16 protein-coding genes are annotated in these 22,120 nt (G+C 45.3%); 4 read left to right on the forward strand and 12 right to left on the reverse strand.

The window, feature by feature from the left end:
- Positions 1–11: 11 nt before the first annotated feature.
- From NYE42_RS17495 to NYE42_RS17515, 5 genes are all read right to left on the reverse strand, one after another.
- A complete protein-coding gene (locus NYE42_RS17495; protein WP_352426614.1) occupies positions 12–3,881 on the reverse strand; it encodes a metallophosphoesterase in 3,870 nt (1,289 codons plus the stop codon).
- 93 nt (positions 3,882–3,974) lie between these two features.
- Positions 3,975–4,334 (reverse strand): phage holin family protein, encoded by a 360-nt coding sequence (locus NYE42_RS17500; RefSeq protein ID WP_007407446.1) that lies wholly within the window; start codon positions 4,332–4,334, stop codon positions 3,975–3,977.
- Positions 4,335–4,529 (reverse strand): PspC domain-containing protein, encoded by a 195-nt coding sequence (locus tag NYE42_RS17505; protein ID WP_007407447.1) that lies wholly within the window; start codon positions 4,527–4,529, stop codon positions 4,335–4,337.
- Between the two features lie 4 nt (positions 4,530–4,533).
- The gene (locus NYE42_RS17510; RefSeq protein ID WP_007407448.1) at positions 4,534–5,631 is read right to left on the reverse strand and encodes a DUF4097 domain-containing protein; all 1,098 of its coding nucleotides are present in this window, start codon (positions 5,629–5,631) and stop codon (positions 4,534–4,536) included.
- A 24-nt stretch (positions 5,632–5,655) separates the two neighbouring features.
- Positions 5,656–5,982, reverse strand: coding sequence for a hypothetical protein (locus NYE42_RS17515; RefSeq protein ID WP_003151444.1), 327 nt, complete (start codon positions 5,980–5,982; stop codon positions 5,656–5,658).
- A 197-nt stretch (positions 5,983–6,179) separates the two neighbouring features.
- Here NYE42_RS17515 and NYE42_RS17520 point away from each other — a divergent pair, with 197 nt between their 5' ends.
- Positions 6,180–6,440 (forward strand): hypothetical protein, encoded by a 261-nt coding sequence (locus NYE42_RS17520; RefSeq protein ID WP_012118557.1) that lies wholly within the window; start codon positions 6,180–6,182, stop codon positions 6,438–6,440.
- 25 nt (positions 6,441–6,465) lie between these two features.
- Here the strand turns inward: NYE42_RS17520 and uvrA are convergent, their stop codons facing one another.
- The 3 genes from uvrA to NYE42_RS17535 form a co-directional block, all read right to left on the reverse strand.
- Positions 6,466–9,339 carry an excinuclease ABC subunit UvrA gene (gene uvrA, locus NYE42_RS17525; RefSeq protein WP_040238848.1) on the reverse strand — a complete coding sequence of 958 codons (2,874 nt, stop codon included), beginning with the start codon at positions 9,337–9,339 and terminating at the stop codon, positions 6,466–6,468.
- A gap of 7 nt (positions 9,340–9,346) precedes the next feature.
- Positions 9,347–11,332: an excinuclease ABC subunit UvrB gene (uvrB, locus tag NYE42_RS17530; protein ID WP_003151439.1), complete on the reverse strand. Its 1,986-nt coding sequence runs from the start codon at positions 11,330–11,332 to the stop codon at positions 9,347–9,349.
- A gap of 175 nt (positions 11,333–11,507) precedes the next feature.
- Positions 11,508–11,744 carry a CsbA family protein gene (locus tag NYE42_RS17535; protein WP_003151438.1) on the reverse strand — a complete coding sequence of 79 codons (237 nt, stop codon included), beginning with the start codon at positions 11,742–11,744 and terminating at the stop codon, positions 11,508–11,510.
- 300 nt (positions 11,745–12,044) lie between these two features.
- Between NYE42_RS17535 and NYE42_RS17540 the strand changes: the two genes are divergently transcribed.
- From NYE42_RS17540 to NYE42_RS17550, 3 genes are all read left to right on the forward strand, one after another.
- A complete protein-coding gene (locus NYE42_RS17540; RefSeq protein ID WP_352426615.1) occupies positions 12,045–14,546 on the forward strand; it encodes a PEP/pyruvate-binding domain-containing protein in 2,502 nt (833 codons plus the stop codon).
- 71 nt (positions 14,547–14,617) lie between these two features.
- Positions 14,618–15,241 (forward strand): TetR/AcrR family transcriptional regulator, encoded by a 624-nt coding sequence (locus tag NYE42_RS17545; RefSeq protein ID WP_015240677.1) that lies wholly within the window; start codon positions 14,618–14,620, stop codon positions 15,239–15,241.
- Complete coding sequence (locus NYE42_RS17550) at positions 15,214–16,551, forward strand: MFS transporter (RefSeq protein WP_007407455.1); 1,338 nt, start codon at positions 15,214–15,216, stop codon at positions 16,549–16,551. Before NYE42_RS17545 ends, NYE42_RS17550 begins: the two co-directional genes overlap by 28 nt.
- Before the next feature lie 656 nt (positions 16,552–17,207).
- Here NYE42_RS17550 and NYE42_RS17555 read toward each other — a convergent pair.
- The 4 genes from NYE42_RS17555 to NYE42_RS17570 form a co-directional block, all read right to left on the reverse strand.
- Positions 17,208–17,981: a thioesterase domain-containing protein gene (locus NYE42_RS17555; RefSeq protein ID WP_042635520.1), complete on the reverse strand. Its 774-nt coding sequence runs from the start codon at positions 17,979–17,981 to the stop codon at positions 17,208–17,210.
- 50 nt (positions 17,982–18,031) lie between these two features.
- Positions 18,032–19,102 (reverse strand): DUF3810 domain-containing protein, encoded by a 1,071-nt coding sequence (locus tag NYE42_RS17560; RefSeq protein WP_040238845.1) that lies wholly within the window; start codon positions 19,100–19,102, stop codon positions 18,032–18,034.
- Between the two features lie 85 nt (positions 19,103–19,187).
- A complete protein-coding gene (locus NYE42_RS17565; protein WP_040238843.1) occupies positions 19,188–20,249 on the reverse strand; it encodes a saccharopine dehydrogenase NADP-binding domain-containing protein in 1,062 nt (353 codons plus the stop codon).
- Between the two features lie 32 nt (positions 20,250–20,281).
- On the reverse strand, positions 20,282–22,024 hold the full coding sequence (locus NYE42_RS17570; protein WP_040238841.1) for an ABC transporter ATP-binding protein: 1,743 nt from the start codon (positions 22,022–22,024) through the stop codon (positions 20,282–20,284).
- Between the last annotated feature and the right edge of the window lie 96 nt (positions 22,025–22,120).

The raw sequence follows: 22,120 nt of genomic DNA on the forward strand, positions 1-22,120 counted from the left end.
TATTTTTTTCGTTATGGGTTTGAGGCATGCCTGAAATCAAACTGATCCGGAGCCGGGCGATACGGCGTATTTCCCGTTTTGAACATCCACAACGGTGATATTGTTTTGCCGTTGTACGGGTCCTTAACAACGGTGTACCAGTAATAAACGGAATCAGGCTGCAGGCCGTCCCAGACCCAATTTGCGGTTTTTCCGCTTTTTACGTGTTTTTTATGACCGAGCAGTTCGTTCGTATAGACGTTGCATTCAAAATAATCGGTCGCTACCCTTTTCCTCTTCGGCTGTAAATCCATTTCTGCTGAGAATTCGTCTTTATCAGCGAACAGATCGGTGTCATAGTAATTGATGTCATCCGTGTACGGCGAGTAGGAGAACATGTAAACCTGATTGGCGGCCTGATCGAATTGCATCATGCGCATAAAGCCCTGCCCCCCTTCCGGACCGTCCTGGTAGTCGGTCAGAATTTGGTGGACGAGGCGGTCCGGTTTTCCGTCCCCGTCATCGTCAAGCGCATCGGTTTTTTTCATGGCGTTATGGTAATGGCCGCTTAATACCATCGCCACATTGCGATTCGGCTTGACGACTTTTCGATAGATCGTCTCCCCGATCGGGCTTCGATTTCCGCTCACAAGCAAGTACTCATGAAAGCATAAGATGGCGGTTCGGTCCGGATACCTCTTTAGCACTTGATTGATCCAGTCAATCTCTTGTTCCGCAATGCCCCAGCCCATATAAATCATAATAAAATCGTTCCCGCTTGCCGACAGCAGATCATAATGCCCGCGGTTATTTTTGTATGATCCGCCGTAATGCATGTTCTGTTCAAACCGGCGGCTCCCGAAGAAATCCCCGAAGGTTCGGTATGTGCCGTCTTTATGGCCGACGTCATGATTGCCTGCAAGCACTCCGTACGGAATTCCCGCCTTGTCAAGCGTCCGCATGGAGTGATCGGCGTTTTTCCACTGTTTCATCACCATTGAATCATCGACGATATCGCCGGTATGAAAGACATATTTAATATTGTGCTTTTCCTTATTTTCTTTGATCCACTCCGTCATTTTGTCAAAAATGTGCGGGTGCCCTTGTGCGTAATACTGTGTATCCGACATCCAGACAAACGTGTAATTGCCTTTCGCCGGTATTTGATCCTGCACGATGACATTCATTTTTGAGTTCTTCACCACATCCGCTGCGGAAACGGCGGCTTTTAGTGTAAACGGCTTTTTATCTTTGGCAAGGACGCTGTCCGCCTCCTGCCAGCGGCTTGTCCGGTAATTCCAAATATACATGGTTACCTTTCGGCCGGGCAGAGAGCTTCCTTTCCAGACCGCCTCAGCCAGATCCGTTTCGTCGATAGACGGGTCAACAGAGACTTCGAACCGGTGATAAGGAAAACGCTCCATACTTTCCGCCGAAACGGTTTTTCCGTCATTTGCCGAGATGCGGTTCATTTCCGGCAGGGTAAACGGCATTTCATTTTCTTTTATGCCCCTCGGCGGTTCCGTTAATGAGGCGTGTTTATACACTTTCACGCTGCCCGGATTCCGCGCGGTATAACGGAAGCCGCGATAAAATGATACATTCATGTCATCCTTCGTCGGATCTTTTACCCGGACGGACAGCTTTGCTTTGTGGGCGCCGATTTTTTGATCGGCAAGCTCCGGCTGGTTCGGCTCCTCCCGTTTGATATGGAAGGTGCGGACGGACGTTGTTTCATTTCCGGCAAGATCTGCCGCAATGATGGTAAGGGTATGTTTTCCGGGCTTGAGATCGGCTGATGACGTGTGATGGGGGAGCGTAATGCTTTCTCCGTCCAAAAACGCTTTGACCTCTTCCACTTTGCTCCATTTGTCACGGATGTCCGCATTTAGCTCAACATTACCTTTCAGCGCCGCGCCTTCTTTGATACCCGGGACAATCTTCGGCCCCGTATTGTCCACCCGCACAGATTGGCTCAGCTGTTCCTCACCGTCGCTAACAAAAATATGGTGATAGCCTTCAGAAAGCTTCGCCGTGTTCCACGGCAGCAGCCGTGACGTAAACAAATGATCCGGCAGGCTGAATGAGAAGGTCTTCTGCTGATTCGCCCGCCTGCCGTCACCGATAAACAGCTGCTCAGCCGGATCCGTCTTCCCGTCTTTGATCACCGTTCCGTCCGAAAGCACCAGACGGGCATGTTTCACGACAAAATCATCCCGATTCTCTCCCGTGTCATACGGAGAAACCTTTGAGCCCGAACGGATGGATACTTTCTGTGTTTTGCCCCCTTTTTGCAGCAGACGTTCCGGAAGGAGAACCGAGTGCGTTCTGTAACGGTGAGACGGATCGTCAAAAATGTGCAGCACCTCATTTTCCATTATGACGGTGTTTTGAAAATAAAGATTCGTTTTCCGGGCATCGAAGGCGAAATAGACCTCTTTTTCCAGCGCCGGCCGGGTCTCCTGCCGCTTGCCGTCAATCCACAGCTTGATCTTATCGGCGCTGACGTCGGAAGTCGCTTTGAGCAGATAGGTGCCGGATATCGTATCTTCGGGTTCAACATTCATTCTGAGTCCGTGTGATTTGCTCGTCTGTTCAATGTCAATCATCTTGACGGGCGTTTTTGCTTCATTTTCTCCATCACTGGCTGCGATATAATACTCAAGCTGATCCTGGCCGAGCAGTTCCGGGGAATAAAGAATGTGATGGTATAAGCTGTCGTTGCGGTCTTTTTCGGCCAGAATTCGTTTGAATGGTTTTTTCTCATTGGTCCGGTAATAAAACGCGGCTGTTTTGACAAGGTTTTTGTCTTTTATGTCAGCCTTTAATTCAATGCTTTCAGCGGGCCGGACGGGCTTTCTGTCTGTAAGGTCTTCGATGACCGGTTTTTCCTTGTCGGGTTTTATCACCCTTTTCTGCTGCGGGATCTGCGCCTGAAAAACGGAGCCCGGTGACGGCTTATGCTCGCTCGTGGAGATCTTCAGCAATTCTCCCGTTCCGTTCAGCGGATATTTGTACAGCAAAGAAGTCAGCCGGCGGAAAGCGTGTTTCCGGTATTGCGCCGAGGCGATATCCTTGCCGGTATTTGCCGACAGCACCACCGTACGCGGGCGGCCGTTGGACATTCCGTCCGTCCCTTCGATGACGGCGAGATGTTTTCCCTCCTTCAGGCGTGTCCCGTAATAGCGGTTGAAATCATCTATCGTCAGTTCTGATGCGGCGCGTCTCAGCCAAAACACGTAAGTCCCGCCTGACGGAATGACGGTATCTTCTTTCAGCCTCCATATCATGTCTGATTCCGGCCCTTCCTTCGGATAGCGGTAGCGGATGTGATAGTCTTTAAAATGAATGGGCCTGTCCGTCGTGTTATACACCTCGATAAATTCATAGGCATCAGCGCCGTCTTCATTTTTCGTATCAACCGCAAGCTCCGTAATCATCAGCTCGGGAATATGATTCAAATCGGCTTGATAGCCGTCCAGCTTCAGCCGCTTTTTCTCCGATTCCGCCCGCTGTCTGCCGTTGGTGAAAACGAGGTAATATTCCAATTCTCCATTCCAGATATCCCGTTTTGAAATCTGGGCCGTAAACAGCCGGATTGCGCCTGGCGCGGGCTCCATCGGCACCATTTTAAACCCCAGCTCATTGCTTTGTTTATAAAAAAGAAACGCCGAAAACGCTTGATAGTCAGCATTCCGTACATGAGCCTGTATGAACAGGTTTCTTTTCATTTCCGCCTTTACTTCGATTTGGGGAGGATTCTCCAGAAGCGGTATGTAATGAGGCGGCTGTCCGAATTCCTGCTGATTCACGGGGATTGCCGATTCTTTGCGCGCCGCATCCGCAGAAGGACTCACACAAAGCAAACCAATCAGAAAAAAGAGCGTCATCACAAGTTTCATCTCATTACCTCCCTATACATTATGTTGCGTCAGGAGGCTGCCGCTTATGTAAATCACACATAAAAAAGCTGCCCTCTCGGGACAGCTCGTTTTTTACCTTTTTCTAAGCGGCTCCAATATGCCTTTTTGGATCAGCAAGTGGAAAACGGACAGCACGACGGATGCCCAAATGGCGGTGCCGAACCCATCAATCTGAAAGCTGTCTCCCATCAAGGCTGCGGTCATCATTAACGTTATGGCGTTGATGACAAACAGAAAGAGGCCGAGGGTCACAACCGTGACAGGCAATGTCAATATGACGATGATCGGTTTGATCAGCACATTTAACACAGAAAGAATCACACTGGCGATGACAGCCGCTCCGATACTGCTGATATGGACGGAATCAAAATATCCCGCGATAACGATTAATAATAAAGCATTTACTAAAATGCTGACTGCCCATTTGATCATTTATTTCAAATCTCCTTCTAAAGGTACAACAAAACACCAGATAATATATACAATCGGCACGATTCCGCTCGTGACAAGCGCTAATACAACGGTGATAATGCGCAAAAGCGACGCATCCATATTGACGTACTCCGCCAAACCGCCGACAACGCCGGCGATTTTACGGTTTTTTTCTGAACGGTAAAGTCTTTTCATCCAATCACCTCTGAGTATGCTTGAGCTTAATGGCTCCTGTTAACGATTCTGAGAAAATCGAGAGATGCTGATCATGGCCTTGATTTGATGCCAGCATCAGTTCTTTTTGAATGGTATCATTCTTTTCCTTTAAAATTTCCGCATCAATCAGCTCATGGCTGAGAGAGCCGAGATTGCTTTTGAGCTCCGCTTTCACCGCCGAATCATCAGGCAGGGCGATCTCCACGTTTCCGGTCGTCGTTTTCGTGTAGATGGAGCGGCAGTGCGGCGCTGTCACGGTAAGCATGATATTGCCGTTAAAGCTTTGAACGTCAATGGATTCACTCGATCCGCGCAAATCAATCAAGCCGTTGATCGTTTCCGCTTCAATCGCGCCGCATTGATGTCCGGCCAGCTTGATTTGTCCGTTAGCCGTTTCCGCCGACGCTTTATCAGCCGTCAAATGAGAGAATGACAGAACGCCGTTTGTCGTTTTCGCCGAGAATTCTTTTACATGTAAATGTTCCCCTCTGATCGGTCCGTTAAACAGCTTCACTCTTATCTTATCGTACTCTTTCTGGGGAACATAAAGCGTAACATTGGTTTTCATCGTTTTCTTTTCCGTGCGGACAAAAAACTTATTGCCCTTCACTTCACACTCAATGTGCTGAAGAAATGCGGTGCGCGCCGCCTCCTGACTGTCCGCCCGGTACACTTTCGCCTGGCACTCCGCTCTGATATCTTCATCCGCCCACGGCACGATATTGACGCTGCCGTTTGCGATCTGCATATCAATGGCCGAGAATTCACTGTCTTTAAATTGAAAAATATGCTGCACTTCGTGTGCGTGGCCGAAATTCAGATCAAGATCCGCTTCCTTCACTTTTTTGACGGCAGAATCAATCCAGTCGAACAGCTTCGCCCCGAGCGACGGCTTTTGGCTTCCTTTTGCCCCGCTTTCGAAATCTTCCGCAGGTTCCTGGACCTCTGCAGATAATGCGGTGATCTGCTCTTCTTTTTCTTTATATTCATGATCCAGTTTTTCAATGAGCGTCAGTGCTTCCTGCGCCGTCAGCATGCCGTCTTCCACAAGCTTTAAAATCCGTTCTTTCTCCTGTTTCATACAAAACGCCTCCCCCGACTTTTCTCACACCTGGCGTAACACCTTAATTCCCTGCACGATATTCCAAATGACCATTCCGATGAGGATCAGAAAATAAACAGCTGCTCCTGTTATCATAACAAAAACGGGCACCATACTCTCCCCCTGAGCCGTAATCAATCCGCCGACAACACCCGCGGTCACAATCAGCAATCCCGCAAACGGAATGATATGGGAAATCAGAGCGCGCATGGCATGCCGCTTCGTCTCTTTTTCATCGACGACAAAGTAAGCCACAATCGGAAGAATGAGCGGCGCGAGAAACACGCTGAAATAACAGATTGATGCGATAATCGCTTGATTTCGGTTCAATAAAAACACTCCCTGTGCCGTAATGTAAAAACCCTTCCTTATACATACGTATGACGAATGGGCGGGTTTCATTTTCATGCTAAGGACATGCTTCGTTATACGTAATTTTTGATTTCAGAGATTTCACTATAGAATCTTTTCCCCGAACCGATTACAATATGTAACAAAGCCTGACCGTATGCAAGGAGGACATACAAATGGAGAAAGATCCCGAAAACGCCCAAGTAACGGAAGAGAGTCTGCGAAATTTAATTCGCGAACAGAAAAGAATGAACAGCGAAATGCTGGCTGAATTGGAACAGATCAAAGCAGCCCCTCTTCCCATTTCCCATGATATCCAATATATAAAAGTGCTGCTGGACAGCAGCAGCACCCATATTCTGCAGGACTTAATGCATTTAAGCAAACAGCTTCCCCAACAGAAAAAAGCCTGTAACACAACAGCCCAAAACCGGTGAGTTTTGGGCTGTTTTTATTGATCTATTATGTGGCTGCCGTTTCTTTTTCAGCCAGCAATGTTTTCATCCGTTTTTTATCACGTTCCATTACCGGTTTCAGATAGCGGCCCGTATATGATTCTTCCACTTCGACAACTTCTTCAGGCGTCCCGGAGGCTACGATCGTGCCGCCGCCCGCTCCGCCTTCAGGTCCCAGGTCTACGATGTAGTCCGCCGTTTTAATGATGTCGAGATTGTGTTCAATGACCAAAACGGTATCACCGTTATCGACGAGTCTTTGAAGCACAACCAAAAGCCTTGCGATATCATCAACGTGGAGGCCTGTCGTCGGTTCGTCCAAAATATACAGCGTCCGGCCGGTGGAACGCTTATGCAGTTCGGAAGCGAGCTTGACGCGCTGCGCTTCTCCGCCTGACAGCGTCGTCGCCGGCTGGCCGAGCGTCACATACCCGAGTCCGACATCGGCAAGCGTTTGAAGCTTGCGTTTGATTTTCGGGATATTTTCAAAGAAAGACAGAGCATCTTCCACCGTCATATCCAAAACGTCAGAAATGCTTTTTCCTTTGTATGTGACCTCCAGCGTCTCCCGGTTGTAACGTTTGCCGTGGCACACTTCACACGGAACGTACACGTCAGGAAGGAAGTGCATCTCAATTTTGATGATGCCGTCGCCGCGGCAGGCCTCACAGCGCCCGCCTTTTACATTAAAACTGAACCGACCTTTTTTATAGCCGCGCACCTTTGCTTCATTTGTCTGCGCGAATACATCGCGGATATCATCAAACACACCCGTGTAAGTTGCCGGATTTGATCTCGGTGTCCGGCCGATCGGCGCCTGGTCGATGTCGATCACCTTATCAAGGTGGTCGAGGCCTTTGATCTCTTTATGGCTTCCCGGTTTCGCTTTGGCTTTATGAAGCTTTTGCGCAAGCGCCTTATGCAGAATTTCATTCACAAGCGTGCTTTTTCCGGAACCGGAGACACCTGTCACCGCCGTAAAAGTGCCGAGCGGGAATTTGGCGTTCGCTTTTTTCAGGTTGTTTTCTGAAGCGCCTTTGATTTCAATGAACCGGCCGTCAGGCTTTCTTCTCTCCGGCGGCATCGGGATGAATTGAGCCCCTGACAAATAGCGTCCGGTCAGAGAGTCCGCATCATTCATCACTTCTTCAGGCGTCCCCGCCGATATGACGCGGCCGCCGTGAATGCCGGCGCCCGGACCGATATCTATCAAATAATCGGCAGCCATCATCGTATCCTCATCATGCTCAACGACAATCAGTGTGTTGCCGAGATCCCTCATGTTTTTCAGCGCGCTGATTAAACGGTCATTGTCACGCTGGTGAAGGCCGATGGACGGCTCATCAAGAATATACAGGACGCCTGACAAACGGGAGCCAATCTGCGTCGCAAGCCTGATACGCTGGGCTTCTCCGCCTGACAGCGTTCCCGCCGCCCGGCTCAGCGTCAGATAATCAAGACCGACTTTATCTAAGAAGCTGAGCCGCTCCACAATCTCTCTTAAAATTAAATCGGCAATCTGCATATCTTTCTCCGACAGCGTCAGGTTTTTGAAAAATTCCAGCGCATCGCCGACGGAAAGCTCGGTAATGGTTCCGATATGACGCCCGTTGACCAAAACGGCAAGCGCTTCTTTCTTCAGCCGGTAGCCTTTGCACGTCGGGCACGATTTCTGTGACATGTACTGCTCCATCTGTTCACGGATATAATCGGAGCTTGTCTCTTTATACCGTCTCTCAATATTGCGCAGCACACCTTCAAATTCAATTTCATTTTCGCGCACTTGTCCGAAATCATTCTCGTATTTAAAGTAAATCCGTTCATTGCCGCTGCCGTACAGCACTTTATCAAGCTGATGCTTCGGCAGGTCTTTGACCGGAGTCTCCATATCAATGCCGTAATGGCGGCAGACCGCCTGAAGCAGCTGCGGATAATATTGTGAACTGATCGGCGTCCACGGCGCGATGGCGTGTTCCTTTAATGACAGCTCGGGATTGGGGATGACGAGCTCAGGGTCCACTTCCAGCTTCAAGCCGAGACCGTCGCAAGTCGGACAGGCGCCGAACGGGCTGTTAAACGAAAACAGCCGGGGTTCAAGCTCCCCGATAGAAAAACCGCACAGCGGACAGGCGTGATGCTCGCTGAACATCAGCTCCTCCTGACCGATGACATCTATCATGACACGGCCTTCCCCTAAACGGAGCGCGGTTTCCAGCGAGTCGGAAAGCCGGGCGGCAACGCCTTCCTTGACAACGATCCGGTCAATGACTACTTCAATGGAATGCTTTTTGTTTTTTTCAAGTTCAATATCCTCGGAAAGCTCGGCCATTTCTCCGTCAATCCGCACCCTTACGTAACCTTGCTTTCTGATTTGGTCAAGCACTTTGACATGGGCGCCTTTTCTGCCTGAGATGATCGGCGCAAGCACTTGAAGCTTCGTCCGCTCCGGATATTCAAGAATCCGGTCAACCATCTGTTCAATCGTTTGCGACGTAATTTCAATGCCGTGCTCCGGGCAGTGCGGTTTCCCGACTCTCGCGTACAGCAGCCGGAGATAATCATAAATCTCCGTTACCGTTCCGACGGTTGACCGCGGATTGCGGCTTGTCGTTTTCTGGTCAATGCTGATCGCCGGAGAAAGCCCTTCGATCGCATCAACGTCCGGCTTATCCATCTGCCCTAAAAATTGGCGCGCATAGGCAGAAAGCGATTCAACATACCGCCTCTGTCCTTCCGCGTAAATGGTGTCAAAGGCAAGGGATGATTTTCCCGATCCGGACAGCCCCGTCACGACGACGAGTTGATCCCGCGGAATCGTTACATCAATGTTTTTTAAATTGTGCGCCCTTGCGCCTTTCACCTCGATCCGGTCAATTGCCATGTGTTCATCATCCTTCCGCTTTAAGCTCTAACAGTAAATCACGAAGCTCTGCCGCCCGCTCGAAATCAAGCGCTCTGGCCGCTTCTTTCATTTCGTGCTCCATTTGCTCAACGACTTTCTGGCGTTCTTTCTTCGTCATCTTCGCCAGTTTAGGCGCGGCTTTTGTTTTATATTCTTCTTTATCCTCAGCGGCCTGCGTCGCGCGGATCACATCGCGGATTTCCTTATTGATCGTTTGCGGCGTAATGCCGTGAATTTCGTTAAAGCGCTCCTGCTGTTCCCGGCGGCGCTTCGTTTCATTAATCGCGATTTCCATCGAATTCGTAATTTTATCGGCATACATGATGACGCGGCCTTCCGCGTTTCGTGCCGCCCGTCCGATCGTCTGAATCAGCGAACGTTCAGAACGTAGGAAGCCTTCTTTATCCGCATCGAGAATGGCGACAAGTGACACTTCCGGAATATCAAGCCCTTCCCTCAGCAGGTTGATGCCGATTAACACATCATGTTTTCCGAGGCGGAGGTCACGGATGATTTCAATCCGTTCAAGCGTCTTAATCTCGGAATGCAGATAATTGACCTTGATGCCGATTTCCTTGAGATAATCGGTCAGATCCTCTGACATTTTTTTCGTTAAAGTCGTCACGAGAACGCGTTCATTCCGTTCTATCCTCGCCTGAATCTCGCCGATCAGATCATCAATCTGTCCTTCGATCGGACGGACGTCAATGAGGGGATCGAGGAGTCCCGTCGGTCTGATGATCTGCTCGATCATTTCCGGCGTATGCTCAATTTCATACGGTCCCGGAGTCGCCGACACGTACACGATATTGTGCATGTGTTTCTCAAATTCCTCGAATCGGAGCGGACGGTTGTCAAGCGCTGACGGCAGGCGGAACCCGTGATCGACAAGCACCTGTTTTCTCGCCTGGTCACCGTTGAACATGCCGCGCACCTGCGGAATCGTCACATGTGATTCATCAACGACAATCATAAAATCGTCCGGAAAATAATCAAGCAGCGTATATGGCGTAGAGCCCGGCGGACGGAGTGTCAAATGTCTTGAATAGTTCTCGATCCCTGAGCAAAAACCCATTTCCCGCATCATTTCAAGATCGTATCTCGTCCGCTGCTCAAGCCGCTGCGCTTCAAGGAGCTTGCCGTTTTCATGCATCACTTTCAAGCGCTCCTCAAGCTCCTGTTCAATATTCAGAATCGCTTTTTCCATCTTTTCCGCCCGGGTGACGAAGTGGGAAGCCGGAAAAATCGCGACATGGTCACGGTCGCCGAGAATTTCTCCGGTCAAAGCGTCGACCTCTCTGATCCGCTCAATTTCGTCTCCGAAAAATTCCACTCTGATACAATGTTCGTCACGGGAAGCCGGGAAGATTTCCACAACGTCTCCGCGCACGCGGAACGTCCCGCGCTGAAAGTCGATATCATTGCGGGCATACTGGATATCCACAAGCTTTCTCAGCAGCTCGTTCCGCTCAATCTCCATTTCCGGTCTGAGCGACACAACCATCTCCCGGTATTCTTCAGGCGAACCGAGACCGTATATGCATGACACACTCGCGATAATAATGACATCTCTCCGTTCAAACAGAGAGGATGTCGCGGAGTGTCTCAGTTTATCAATTTCATCATTAATGCTTGCGTCTTTCTCTATAAAAGTATCCGTTTGAGGCACGTACGCCTCCGGCTGATAGTAATCGTAATAGCTGACAAAATATTCGACAGCATTGTTCGGGAAAAACTCCTTAAACTCGCTGTACAGCTGTCCGGCAAGGGTTTTGTTATGGGCAATGACCAGTGTCGGTTTATTCACTTCTTTAATCAGATTGGACACGGTAAAGGTTTTGCCCGTCCCTGTCGCACCCAGGAGAGTCTGGTGTTTTCTGCCTTCCTGTATGCCTTTGACAAGCTTCTCAATCGCTTGCGGCTGATCTCCCTGGGGCTGATATTTCGAGACTAACTCAAAACGATCTTTCACAAAAAAGCCTCCGTTTCTTTACGAAATCTTCCTATTGATATAGTAACACAATGACGGGCAAAATCACTAAAAATACGAACTAAAGTTCGATGGTTTATTTTTACCAAGTCAATTTTTGTATAAAAAACCTGCTTTTATGGCGTAAAAGCAGGCATTCTATTTCATATTCACCATGTCAGGCATTGTCTTTCTTTTTGTCTGCTTCTTTTTTGGCCATGTACAGCCCTCCGGCCACCAGCGATACGACATCCAATCCAACGATAAAATACGTTTCGGTGTAACCCTTTAAATAGGATGCGAAAAGCAGTGCTGCTGTGAGAGCGATCGCCACATAGTGGTTAAACGTGACGCGCGTAAAAAGGACGACCAGCATAAAAGGGAAACATAATGCAAAAACGGCTTTTGTAATCACAAAAACCCTCCTCGGGAATTCTTCATCTCATCTGATTATAGTAAAAAATGAAGAATCGGACAATCGTTCCCCTGCTATCACAATACCCTTTTTCAGCAGTCTTCAATCATCTGTCAAAAAAAATGTGAATATAAATCCATTGAACCATTAACCAGATGAATCGAATTACCTTTCTTCAGCCGAAAGGATGAGAAGGTTTAGGTCTTTGTATCTTTGACAGTTTCTTCCTCCCTCTTTACAATGTAGTGATAGTGTTTACTATCATTTTCTTGGATGAAGAAAAAAAGGGGGTCATACCGCATGTATTCAGTGCGATTTCAAAAAGCGGAAGAATCGAGCCGCTCTGCAGGAGCAAAAGGAATGAACCTGATTAAACTGACGAAAAACGGGCTGCCCGTTCCCGGCGGTTTCATTATTCAGACGAATGCCCTGACACGTTTTATGGAAGACAACGGGCTTCAAGCAGATCAGGAACAGATGAAGCGCGCCATTATGAACGGCACGTTTTCAAAAGAGCTTCGGGAGGAACTGACCGCGTCGTTTTATGAATTGAGAGAATCATACGCCTCTGTCGCCGTACGTTCCTCCTCCGCGTCCGAAGATCTTGAAGGGGCTTCTTTCGCGGGCCAGTACGAAACCTATTTAAATATCAAAACAGAAGAAGAGTTTCTCGGAAAAGTGAAAGAATGCTGGGCTTCCTTCTTCTCGGCGCGGGTCAGCGGTTATAAAGAGAAAATGAACAATGACACCGCAGAACCGTTAATGGGCGTTGTCGTGCAAGGGCTTATCAATTCCGAGGTTTCAGGAGTCATTTTCAGCCGCAACCCCGTCACACATGATGACGGAGAGCTGATGATCAGCGCGAGCTACGGTCTCGGAGAAGCAATCGTCTCCGGCAGCGTGACGCCCGACACATTTATCGTCAATAAAGACACATTTCAGATTGAAAAAGAAATCGGCTTAAAAGAAATGTATATCGTTTCTAAAGACGAAGGCGTGACGGAAAAAGAGACGACCGCAGACATGAGAAACCGCTTCTGCCTTGATGACGAGAGCATCAAAGAGCTTGCCATGCTGACGATAAAGACGGAAGAACTGTACGGTTATCCCGTGGATCTCGAATTCGGATTTGCCGAAAATAAGCTGTATCTGCTTCAGGCCCGGCCGATTACAACGATCGCGCAGGATCAGAAAGCGGCAGACGAAGAACGGGAATTTATCATGACGCCCCGGGATCAGAAAGATTTTTGGCTCAATATGGAGGCCAATATAGAAGGCCCCGTCAGCCCGTTATTCGCCTCACTCATTGTGCCGGCTTTGGAATACGGCCTCAAAGAGAGCACGAAGGCATTCCCTGTAATGGGCATCGAAATCGAGCGTGTCAAACTTCATCAGGGCCGTGTTTTTTCCAGACAGCATAAGACGGACGACAAGCTGCCCGCAGAACAGTTAGAAGCGCTTTTCCCCGTCTTGGCTGACCGCATGTACGATATTATTCAGGAAACCTTTCTGCCTTTTTATCAAAAGCTGGACGAACTGGCGCATACAGACCATACGCCGGAGACTGCCCTTAATGCGTTCCGAAACCTGCAAGACTTCTATTTAAAAGGATACGCAGAACATTTCAATATTGTCTTTCCGCAGGTTGCGTTAAACATGATACTGGAATCCATGTACGGACAGGTTGAGAAAGAAAACACATCCCTTCTGTACGAAATGCTGGCTGGCGTCATGAATAAGTCATTGGAGACCGACAGACAGCTCTGGCTGCTTTCCGGACAAGTAAAAGACAGCCCTGAGCTGCGGCGCGTCTTTACGGTTTCTCATGCCGATGAGCTGCATCAGACGCTTCTGCAATCAAATGAGGGAAAACGCTTTCTCGAACAAGTCGGTGAATTTTTACAGGAATACGGCTGGAGATCCGTGAAAAGTCATGATCTGATTGAAGAAACTTGGGCGGAAAACCCTTATTTCGCTTTGGCCAACATTCAGAACTATGTCCGGAACGGATACGATTTTGACAGTGAGTTTCATAAAACGATAGAAAAACGAAAACAGCTCTACGCCGACTTTATGGATAGAATTGAAGATGACGGCTTCCGGGAGACGTTTGACCGCTATTATCAGTGGACATTGTCTTCATCCGTCATCAAAGATGATCACCATTTTTATATTGATGCGATGCTGGACGCCAAAGCGCGCCTTTGCCTTCTGAAAATCGGCGAGCTGCTTCAAAAACAAGGCGTAATCGATGATCGGGAGGATATGTGGTACTTATACAGCGATGAAGTCGAGAAAGCGCTGGCGTCGCCGGTTCCGATGCAGGAAAAAGCCGCTGAACGAAAACAGCTCTTCCAGCAATATCAATTGCTTGAAGCCCCCGCTTATCTCGGGACTCCGACTTCGGAACAGCTGAAAATGGCTGAACAGATTACCGGCTCCATCACAGAAGATGAAAAAAACACTGAACATCAAATTTACGGACTTGCGGCGTCAAGCGGAATCGCAAGCGGCCCTGTGAAAGTCATTCGTGACGCAAGTGAATTTTCCCGTTTTTCAACAGGAGACGTGCTTGTCTGCAAAATGACGACACCGCTGTGGACCAGTCTGTTCCAGGATGCAAAGGCCGTCATTACGGACACGGGCGGCATCCTGTCACATGCGGCGATCATCGCGAGGGAATACGGGCTCCCGGCCGTTCTCGGCACACGTGCCGCGACTGACAGGCTCAACGACGGAGATATCGTCACGGTGGACGGGACAAACGGCAAGATTACGATTGTCAAACGCGCTTCATGCTAGGTTTCCCTCTTTATTGACGGGCAGGGCGGGTGTATACTTGTCCTGCCAGTATTTACGCGAGGTGAAACATGTTGAGAACGACGAACAAGAGAATTATTGACGCCGCGATGAATCTGATCATCCAAAAAGGATACCGCGCAGCGACAACAAAAGAAATCGCAGAAAAAGCAAAAGTAAGCGAAGCAACGATTTTCCGTAATTTTAAAAACAAACAAGGATTAATGAAAGCCATGATTGAACAGCAGACGCCGGTTCCGGAAAGCATGATCACTAAGGCGGAAGGCGATCTGTATGAGGATCTTCTTCATTTCGCCGCGACCCTTCTTCAGCAATTGGAACAAAAAAAAGAAGTGTTCCGCATCTGCCTGCGCGAACCGGAACTATTCGAAGACGTCCTGCAGGATATTGTCGTATATCCGCAATCCGTGAAAAAGCATTTAATCGTTTACTTTAAGGAGCTGACAAAGAAAAATATGATAAGCCCCGGCAGTGAAGAAGCTAATGCAGACGTCTTTATGACGATGATTTTCGGTTATTTTATACACCGGCTGCAGCTGGGGAAAAGAGTCATCACTCTCTCTGAGGAAACGATGCTGAAACACAGCACTGAGATTTTCATGAAAGGCATTACCGGCCGGTCATTTTCCGGCTCCAAGGAGGATGAAGGATGGGTTCAAAGAAAGAATGGGCGCTGATCGTTTCGCTTTTGCTGGGAGCCATACTCGTTCCCATCAATTCTACGATGATCGCAGTCGCCCTTTCATCCATTTCCCGCTCATTCAGCGAATCAATTGCCAGCATCACATGGGTAGTGACCGTGTATTTAATCGTGATGGCCGTGACACAGCCCATTGCCGGCAAGCTCGGTGATATGTACGGAAACAAAAAAATGTATTTATGGGGCGTCGGCCTTTTTCTCATCGCATCATTGGGGTGCGCCCTCTCGCCAAGTCTTTTCTTATTGATTTTCTTCCGGGCGCTTCAGGCTGCCGGCGGCGCTTTGCTTACGCCAAACAGCATCGCCATCATCCGCCATGTCGTGTCTGAAAAACGGCTTCCGAAAGTATTCGGCTTTTTCGGCCTCGGTGCCGGGCTGGGTGCGGCTCTCGGTCCGTTTATCGGCTCTCTTTTAATTGAGAGCTTCAGCTGGCATTCGATCTTTTGGGTCAACATTCCGTTTCTTGCAATCGCACTCGTGACGGCATTAGTGATGTTTCCTAAATATAAAGAAGAAACGTCTGACGCTCCGCTTGATATCATCGGGTCCGTTTTGCTTGCCGGAAGCATTGTATCTATTATTCTTCTGACGAAAAATGAAAGCTCTTTGGGCTATTGGGTGTACGCACTGCTCATTCTCGTATTTGTTCCGCTATTTTTCAGGCGGGAGCTGCGCACGAAACATCCGATTATTGATTTTGATCTGTTTAAAAACACGACCTTTACGAGCGCCAATCTGTCGGTTCTGTTAAGCAATTTAATGATGTACGCCGTGTTATTGATTATGCCGCTCTTTATGACCGGCCACTTCAGCATGAATACGTCACACAGCGGCATGGCGCTGTCAGTCTTTTCTGTTTTCATGTCCGCCAGCAACTGGGGCGGAGCTCAGCTGCATCAGAAATGGGGCGCGCGAAGAATGATTTTTCTGTCCTTCGGGCTGATGGCCGTAGCCAATCTCTTATTTTTGCTTTTGGTTTATTCCCATTCCGTTCCGTTTCTTATGGCATCGCTTATTGTCGGAGGCATCGCGTCAGGTGCGGGGCTGACGAGCATGCAGGTATCTTCTCTTGCGACGGTAGAACCGGGCATGTCCGGCATCGCATCCGGGATTTTCTCCACCTTCCGTTATTTCGGAAGCATTATTTCTTCAGCGCTGATCGGTTTAATCTCCGGGTTTCATATTCTGTTTATCATATTGATCGGAGTTTCTGTGATCGGCTTGTTCGTATCGCTTGGTATCAAGTCCGGGGAAACCGTTCAGACGAAAAAAAGCCATTCGGCATAACGAAAAAGGTTCCGTAAGCATCTGCTTTCCGGAACCTTTTCTAGTTTTCCTTCTTCATTTTCTCTCTCAAAGTGTCACCGCAATGCCGTTTGCTCTATGAGAATCTTTTGATTTACAAGAGAAAAGGTGAATGTAAATGGCTGAGAGTTCCGATCAAGTTCGGCGCTGACATCGTAATCCGGCCGTAAAAAAAGCCCGGCCGCTGTGTTGTTAGCGGCACCAGGCTTTTTATATGTGATTTTTCATAATTAATAAAACTGAAAGCTTATTATTTCCAATGTTTTTTCTTAATTTTTTTCATAATTCTCCTTACTAAAACCTACCTAAAACAATTATTGAATATTACTTTTATAATTAAGCAAAATTAAGTAACAATCATTGAAGGATTCTCAGACTGATAAAATTTATTTTAAATATAATATTTCAAAACACATTCAAACTGTACAAAGAAAAGAAAGTCTAAATTTTTATTTTTGTGAGATTCTATCTATAGAAGGCACGGTTTTGATCCTCCTTCTAAAGTTGAGTCGCGTCACTTTAGTAGAATCATACCGTGGCTTCCCTTGTCAAAAGGCACAGTTCTTTTTTACACCACTACTTGAGACTTTAACGTTTCTCTCATTTGAATTAATTCAAAATAGAATTAATGGGGGAGATTACCCCCGTATTTCCAGGCGATCCAGGTGGGTGGCCTGGTAAATATTTTGAGTCTCTGTATCTTTAACAATAGTATTTACAATATCATTAGGATACCGATTCAAAAAAAAATGTTCTCCTTTAAACTTATGAAATTTCACGTTTCCTTCAACAACTTCACTCCATTTATGCATTTCATTGATATGAGTCGAAAAATCGCTATCCGCATAAAAAACGCTTACTCCACAACTTATTTTTTCTGCTTTGGGCTGAAACTTATAATTGTCCAAAATTATAAAATCTGCTCGCAAAATCGGAAGAAACATATCCATAATCTCTTTTGTATAAAACTCCTCTGGTATTCCCCCATATTGTTCCACCTTTGTCAAGAAAGTTTCATTAGTCATATTTTCAATGTCTTCTCTCTTTTCAAAAATATGTGGAGCATCTCGCCCAGAAAAAAACAGATGCCTTGGTTCCTTAGTTCCCATTTGCTTAAGTTTATAATATATCTCATAAGTCAATAAGGCTCCCATGCTGTGTCCAAATATAACATATTCATCGTCATATTCTAATTGTTCACTTATTCTTTTGGCGATATCTTCACTTGCTTCACCAACAGACTGGTAACAAGGCTCTGTGAATCGAGTTCCTCTTCCAGCCAATTCACATATACACAATTCATATCTATCCGGCAGTAGTTTTTTCCATTCATAATATGCATTTACCGACGCTCCAGCATATGGAATAGGAAATACTTTTATTTTATTTATTTCACTCACTCCTATGTTCAACTTGAGCCCACTATCATTACTATATAAACCTATAAGTATTCAAGATACATTTAATTGTACTTCTCTATCTCTCGCTGCTCTGCCAGCAACAAATTCACCATATCACTATAGCTATTCATACCGTCTGTCTGATTATTTGCCTTCAGATATACATCATTTACATTTCTTGAAATACTTGAAATAACACCCTCATACTTATCCCGGTACTGCTCATTTTGTTCTATATCATGCTGCACCGCCTTGGACAGACTGGACATTATATCAGACGCCTGATCTGGATCCACTTTCTTTAGCTCAGATATAGAATAATCAAATGCTAGAAAAAAACCACTGTAAAGTATCATTGGATCATCCTGCTGCTTACATGCCAGATATGCTATAAAATTTGCCTCATCCTCATGCATGAAACCACTCTGATGTGCCAATTCATGTGCCATAGTAGCAGGCACCAAGAAAACGGGCACATTAACATTGATATTGGATTCATAAGTAAAAGGGACAAAGATACCATTTATCCCTGCATGCGACATTAGCTTTGACATCACAACTGGTTTTGGTGTTGAGTATAAAGAATGCTCCAAAATAGGATATTCCTTTGATAACATTTGCATCGAGAACACTGCGTGTTGTGCATAATAATCAAAAACCTCCGGTACTTGAGCCAAAAGATCAGTGTCCGCTAACTTTTCCCTTGCCAATCCCATTTCAACGGCAAGCGACTTACTCAATTTGACCAGTTCCTCCTTGCTGTAGTTCTCTTCTTTATATTCGGTATAAGACAAAAAAGAATATCTGTAATAGTTTATTCCACCCAAAATAGTATAACAAAAATATATCACGCTACAGATCGTAACTATTCCTAGAGCACCACGATAAACTACCATCCTACGTACACCTTTACTCATGATAACCTTGCGCACATAATAAACGATATAAAATAGAAAAAGTAACACAACCAACACGACGAGCCATTCACTAACAGAAAACTTGACCCAAGAAGGTACAAATCCTACTATTTTTGACAATAACGGATATACAGACCTACTGTATTTTTCCGCCCAATCCTGATGGTTCTGCGCGTATATTGTCAGTATGTAAGCTATAACTCCAAGTGAAATCAACGGTAATCTCTTAAGTAAAAGCTTTTTTATAATGTACTCCCCCTATCCAATAAATATCAGATGTACGCCATGTAACCTAGTCATATCATTTCTTTATTTCAACATACTTTTCCTCATAAAAATCATGCTTATTAGAAAAAACATATTGATTCATAAAATCTATAGGAAGTACTTCATAAGCCCAGTAGGTACCATTAGGTCTATTACTTGAAATAACTTGTCGGGCGATTTCAGCAGCCACTGTACCCGTTAACTCTGAACTCGTTTCCATTTGTAAATTCAATCTGCACCTAACATCCTTTCCATTTTTCACTCCTGTAGCATCAATGACTAAAGCTATCCATTCCTCTTTAGGTTGCTCCTCTAAACGAATGTCTAGTTTTTTCAGGGCTTCTTCAACCGAAGACTCAAGTTGCATTTGATAAAATTGCATTGCTAAACGAAAAATATTATCATTTGCTGCTATATTGTACCAGTGGAGTTCTTGTACCGAACTAACTTCCAGAATATCAATGATCTCTTGACTTAAATACGGTTTCTTATAGACAGGGACATCCACTTCAGGTACAAATTCTTTCTTCATCATATTTATATTTTCCGTTTTTACACAATGATCACTCCAATAAGAATCTGTTTTTCCAATTACACTATGGCCACTCATTAATATATCTGAGATAGAAGTTTTCGTATAATGTTCCGCACCACCAATATAACAATTCACATACTTCGTTTCGTCTAATAAATGATTTATTACTCGTTTTAATAGCAGACCTGTAATTCCAGGACAAAAACCAGCTCCTATGTAATTTACACCGTTAGCTTTAAGCTCTATTTGCTCCTGACTCAATAATAAAGCATTGGAAGCATCGACATATTTTGCTCCTACTTCCATAGCTGCCTGAGCAACTCTATCTTTAATTATAAATTCAGGCCCTGCACAATTAATGACAACCGTACAATCAGTACAGAACGCAATCAAGTTCTCCCAGTCAGAAACATCCAGGAATTGGTAGTTAAAATTATTAAGGTTCATTAATGCTGTAGGTTCACGCCGCTGTCCGCCCTTAACAATAAAGTCTTTACATAAGTTCTTACAGATGACTTCACCGATCATTCCGCCACACCCAACAACTGCGATTTGCTCCATCCGTACGACACCCCTTTCATCTTATACAAGATTTAAAATACAAGACTAGTTATACCTTTCTCTATTAAAAGATCATTATTATGTCTACTCAACATACTCAATGCATAAAATCTTTGTTTGGCTTCCATTAATTTATGATACGTGCCGTGTTCTTCAATTTTCCCATTATTCAATAAGACAATTTCATCATATCCACTAAGAATTGATTCATCCAGCCTATGAGTAATGGAAATTCTCGTAATGCCCTGCATTTCACTTAACATACACTCAAGGTCACTAGCTGTTTGATTGTCCAACGCTGAAGTCGCCTCGTCCATAAGTAATATAGGTGATTTTCTCAGGAGTGCTCTTGCTATAGAAATTCTCTGTTTTTCCCCACCTGAAAAATGGATTCCATTTTCTCCACATAATACATCAAAGCCGCCTCTGTCATGAATCAATTTCTGTAACATACTCTTCTTTATTACTTGCTCAAACTCATCTGTGTCACATTCACGAAACAATTTAATATTTTGTTCAATCGTATCATCAAAGATAAAACAGTCCTGATGAATAAAACTAACATTTTGGAAAATGGACTGATCACTTATTTTCTCAAGATCAACCCCGTCATACCTGATATTTCCTTCATACCCATCATAAAACCCAGTCAACATCTTTAATAAGGTTGTCTTTCCACTCCCACTTGTTCCTACAATGGCATAAGACTTTCCATATTCAAATTCAAAATTAATATCATCTAAAATTTTTTTCCCATCTACGCTTAACGAAAGCCCATTTAGAGAAATTTTATTACTGAAATTAGGGATATCAATTCTTTGAGTTTGATCCGTTTTTGCCTCTCCAATTTTATTGAAATTCATTAATAAAGCCCGACTGGCCTTCCTTTTGGTAAAACCGGTTATGAGTCTATTAATGGGAACTGTTACACAATTTAACAATTGAATGAAAGCCATAATCTCTCCTACTGTAATTTCTCCTTTCATTAGCTGCTGAGTACCCACAATAAATATGACTACAGCAACAAGAAAAGTTGAAATATCAGTAAGTGACATAATGAGTGACAACAGATTTTCGTATACCATTTTTGCTTTTTCCTGCTTGTTCGCCTTTGCCTTTGCCCTTTCAAAAATCTCCTTTTCGATGTTAAAGCTCTTAACAACCTGATTTCCAGACAATATATCTTTAATGAAAGATACATAATTTTTATTTTGCTCAGCCACTTCACCTTGTGCTTTTTGCATACGATTATTAAATATACTCGAAACTGCAAGTGGAATGATACAAGTGAGTAATATACTCAATGCAAGGAATGAATTAATGATAAACATCGCAAGCACTCCACCTACAAGCATAGCTAGCTGAACAAATATTTCCACGGTCCCTTTTATATAATCGTTTTGAATTATCGTTATATCATTTGACAATCGTGATATGTAGGTTCCATTACTCTCCTTGTTGAAACTTCTCATATCTAACCGCAAAATATTTTCAACAAGGGTATTTTTCAGGTTTAACGTTGCCCTTTTTGTATATAAATTTTTAACAGCATACCCCACATACATTCCCACTGCACCTAAAGGCAATAAAATAACGGAAACAGTAGTCACCTTAATGATATTGTCAATATCTTTATTAATAGAATAATCAATAAACTTTTGTAGTATAATTGCCAATGCAATAAACAGAATAGATGTCATGATACCAAGTAAGCAGGACAAAATAAATAAGCCTATATTCTTTTTGTATATGCTTTTTGAAATTTTTTCATTCATACTCTAAGCCCCCTTCTTGTTTCTAATTTCATTTAGAGCATGTCTAATTTACACTCCAATTGTTTATTGCTAGATCATGTGCATATTTCAGATATG

The organism is Bacillus sp. FSL K6-2865 (assembly GCF_040311405.1).
Classification (GTDB): Bacteria; Bacillota; Bacilli; order Bacillales; family Bacillaceae; genus Bacillus; species Bacillus velezensis.

Coding starts and splice junctions, on each gene's coding strand:
- NYE42_RS17495 (WP_352426614.1), bottom strand. CDS start 3,881: ATGAAACTTGTGATGACGCTCTTTTTTCTGATTGGTTTGCTTTGTGTG.
- NYE42_RS17500 (WP_007407446.1), bottom strand. CDS start 4,334: ATGATCAAATGGGCAGTCAGCATTTTAGTAAATGCTTTATTATTAATC.
- NYE42_RS17505 (WP_007407447.1), bottom strand. CDS start 4,529: ATGAAAAGACTTTACCGTTCAGAAAAAAACCGTAAAATCGCCGGCGTT.
- NYE42_RS17510 (WP_007407448.1), bottom strand. CDS start 5,631: ATGAAACAGGAGAAAGAACGGATTTTAAAGCTTGTGGAAGACGGCATG.
- NYE42_RS17520 (WP_012118557.1), top strand. CDS start 6,180: ATGGAGAAAGATCCCGAAAACGCCCAAGTAACGGAAGAGAGTCTGCGA.
- uvrA (WP_040238848.1), bottom strand. CDS start 9,339: ATGGCAATTGACCGGATCGAGGTGAAAGGCGCAAGGGCGCACAATTTA.
- NYE42_RS17540 (WP_352426615.1), top strand. CDS start 12,045: ATGTATTCAGTGCGATTTCAAAAAGCGGAAGAATCGAGCCGCTCTGCA.
- NYE42_RS17550 (WP_007407455.1), top strand. CDS start 15,214: ATGGGTTCAAAGAAAGAATGGGCGCTGATCGTTTCGCTTTTGCTGGGA.
- NYE42_RS17565 (WP_040238843.1), bottom strand. CDS start 20,249: ATGGAGCAAATCGCAGTTGTTGGGTGTGGCGGAATGATCGGTGAAGTC.
- NYE42_RS17570 (WP_040238841.1), bottom strand. CDS start 22,024: ATGAATGAAAAAATTTCAAAAAGCATATACAAAAAGAATATAGGCTTA.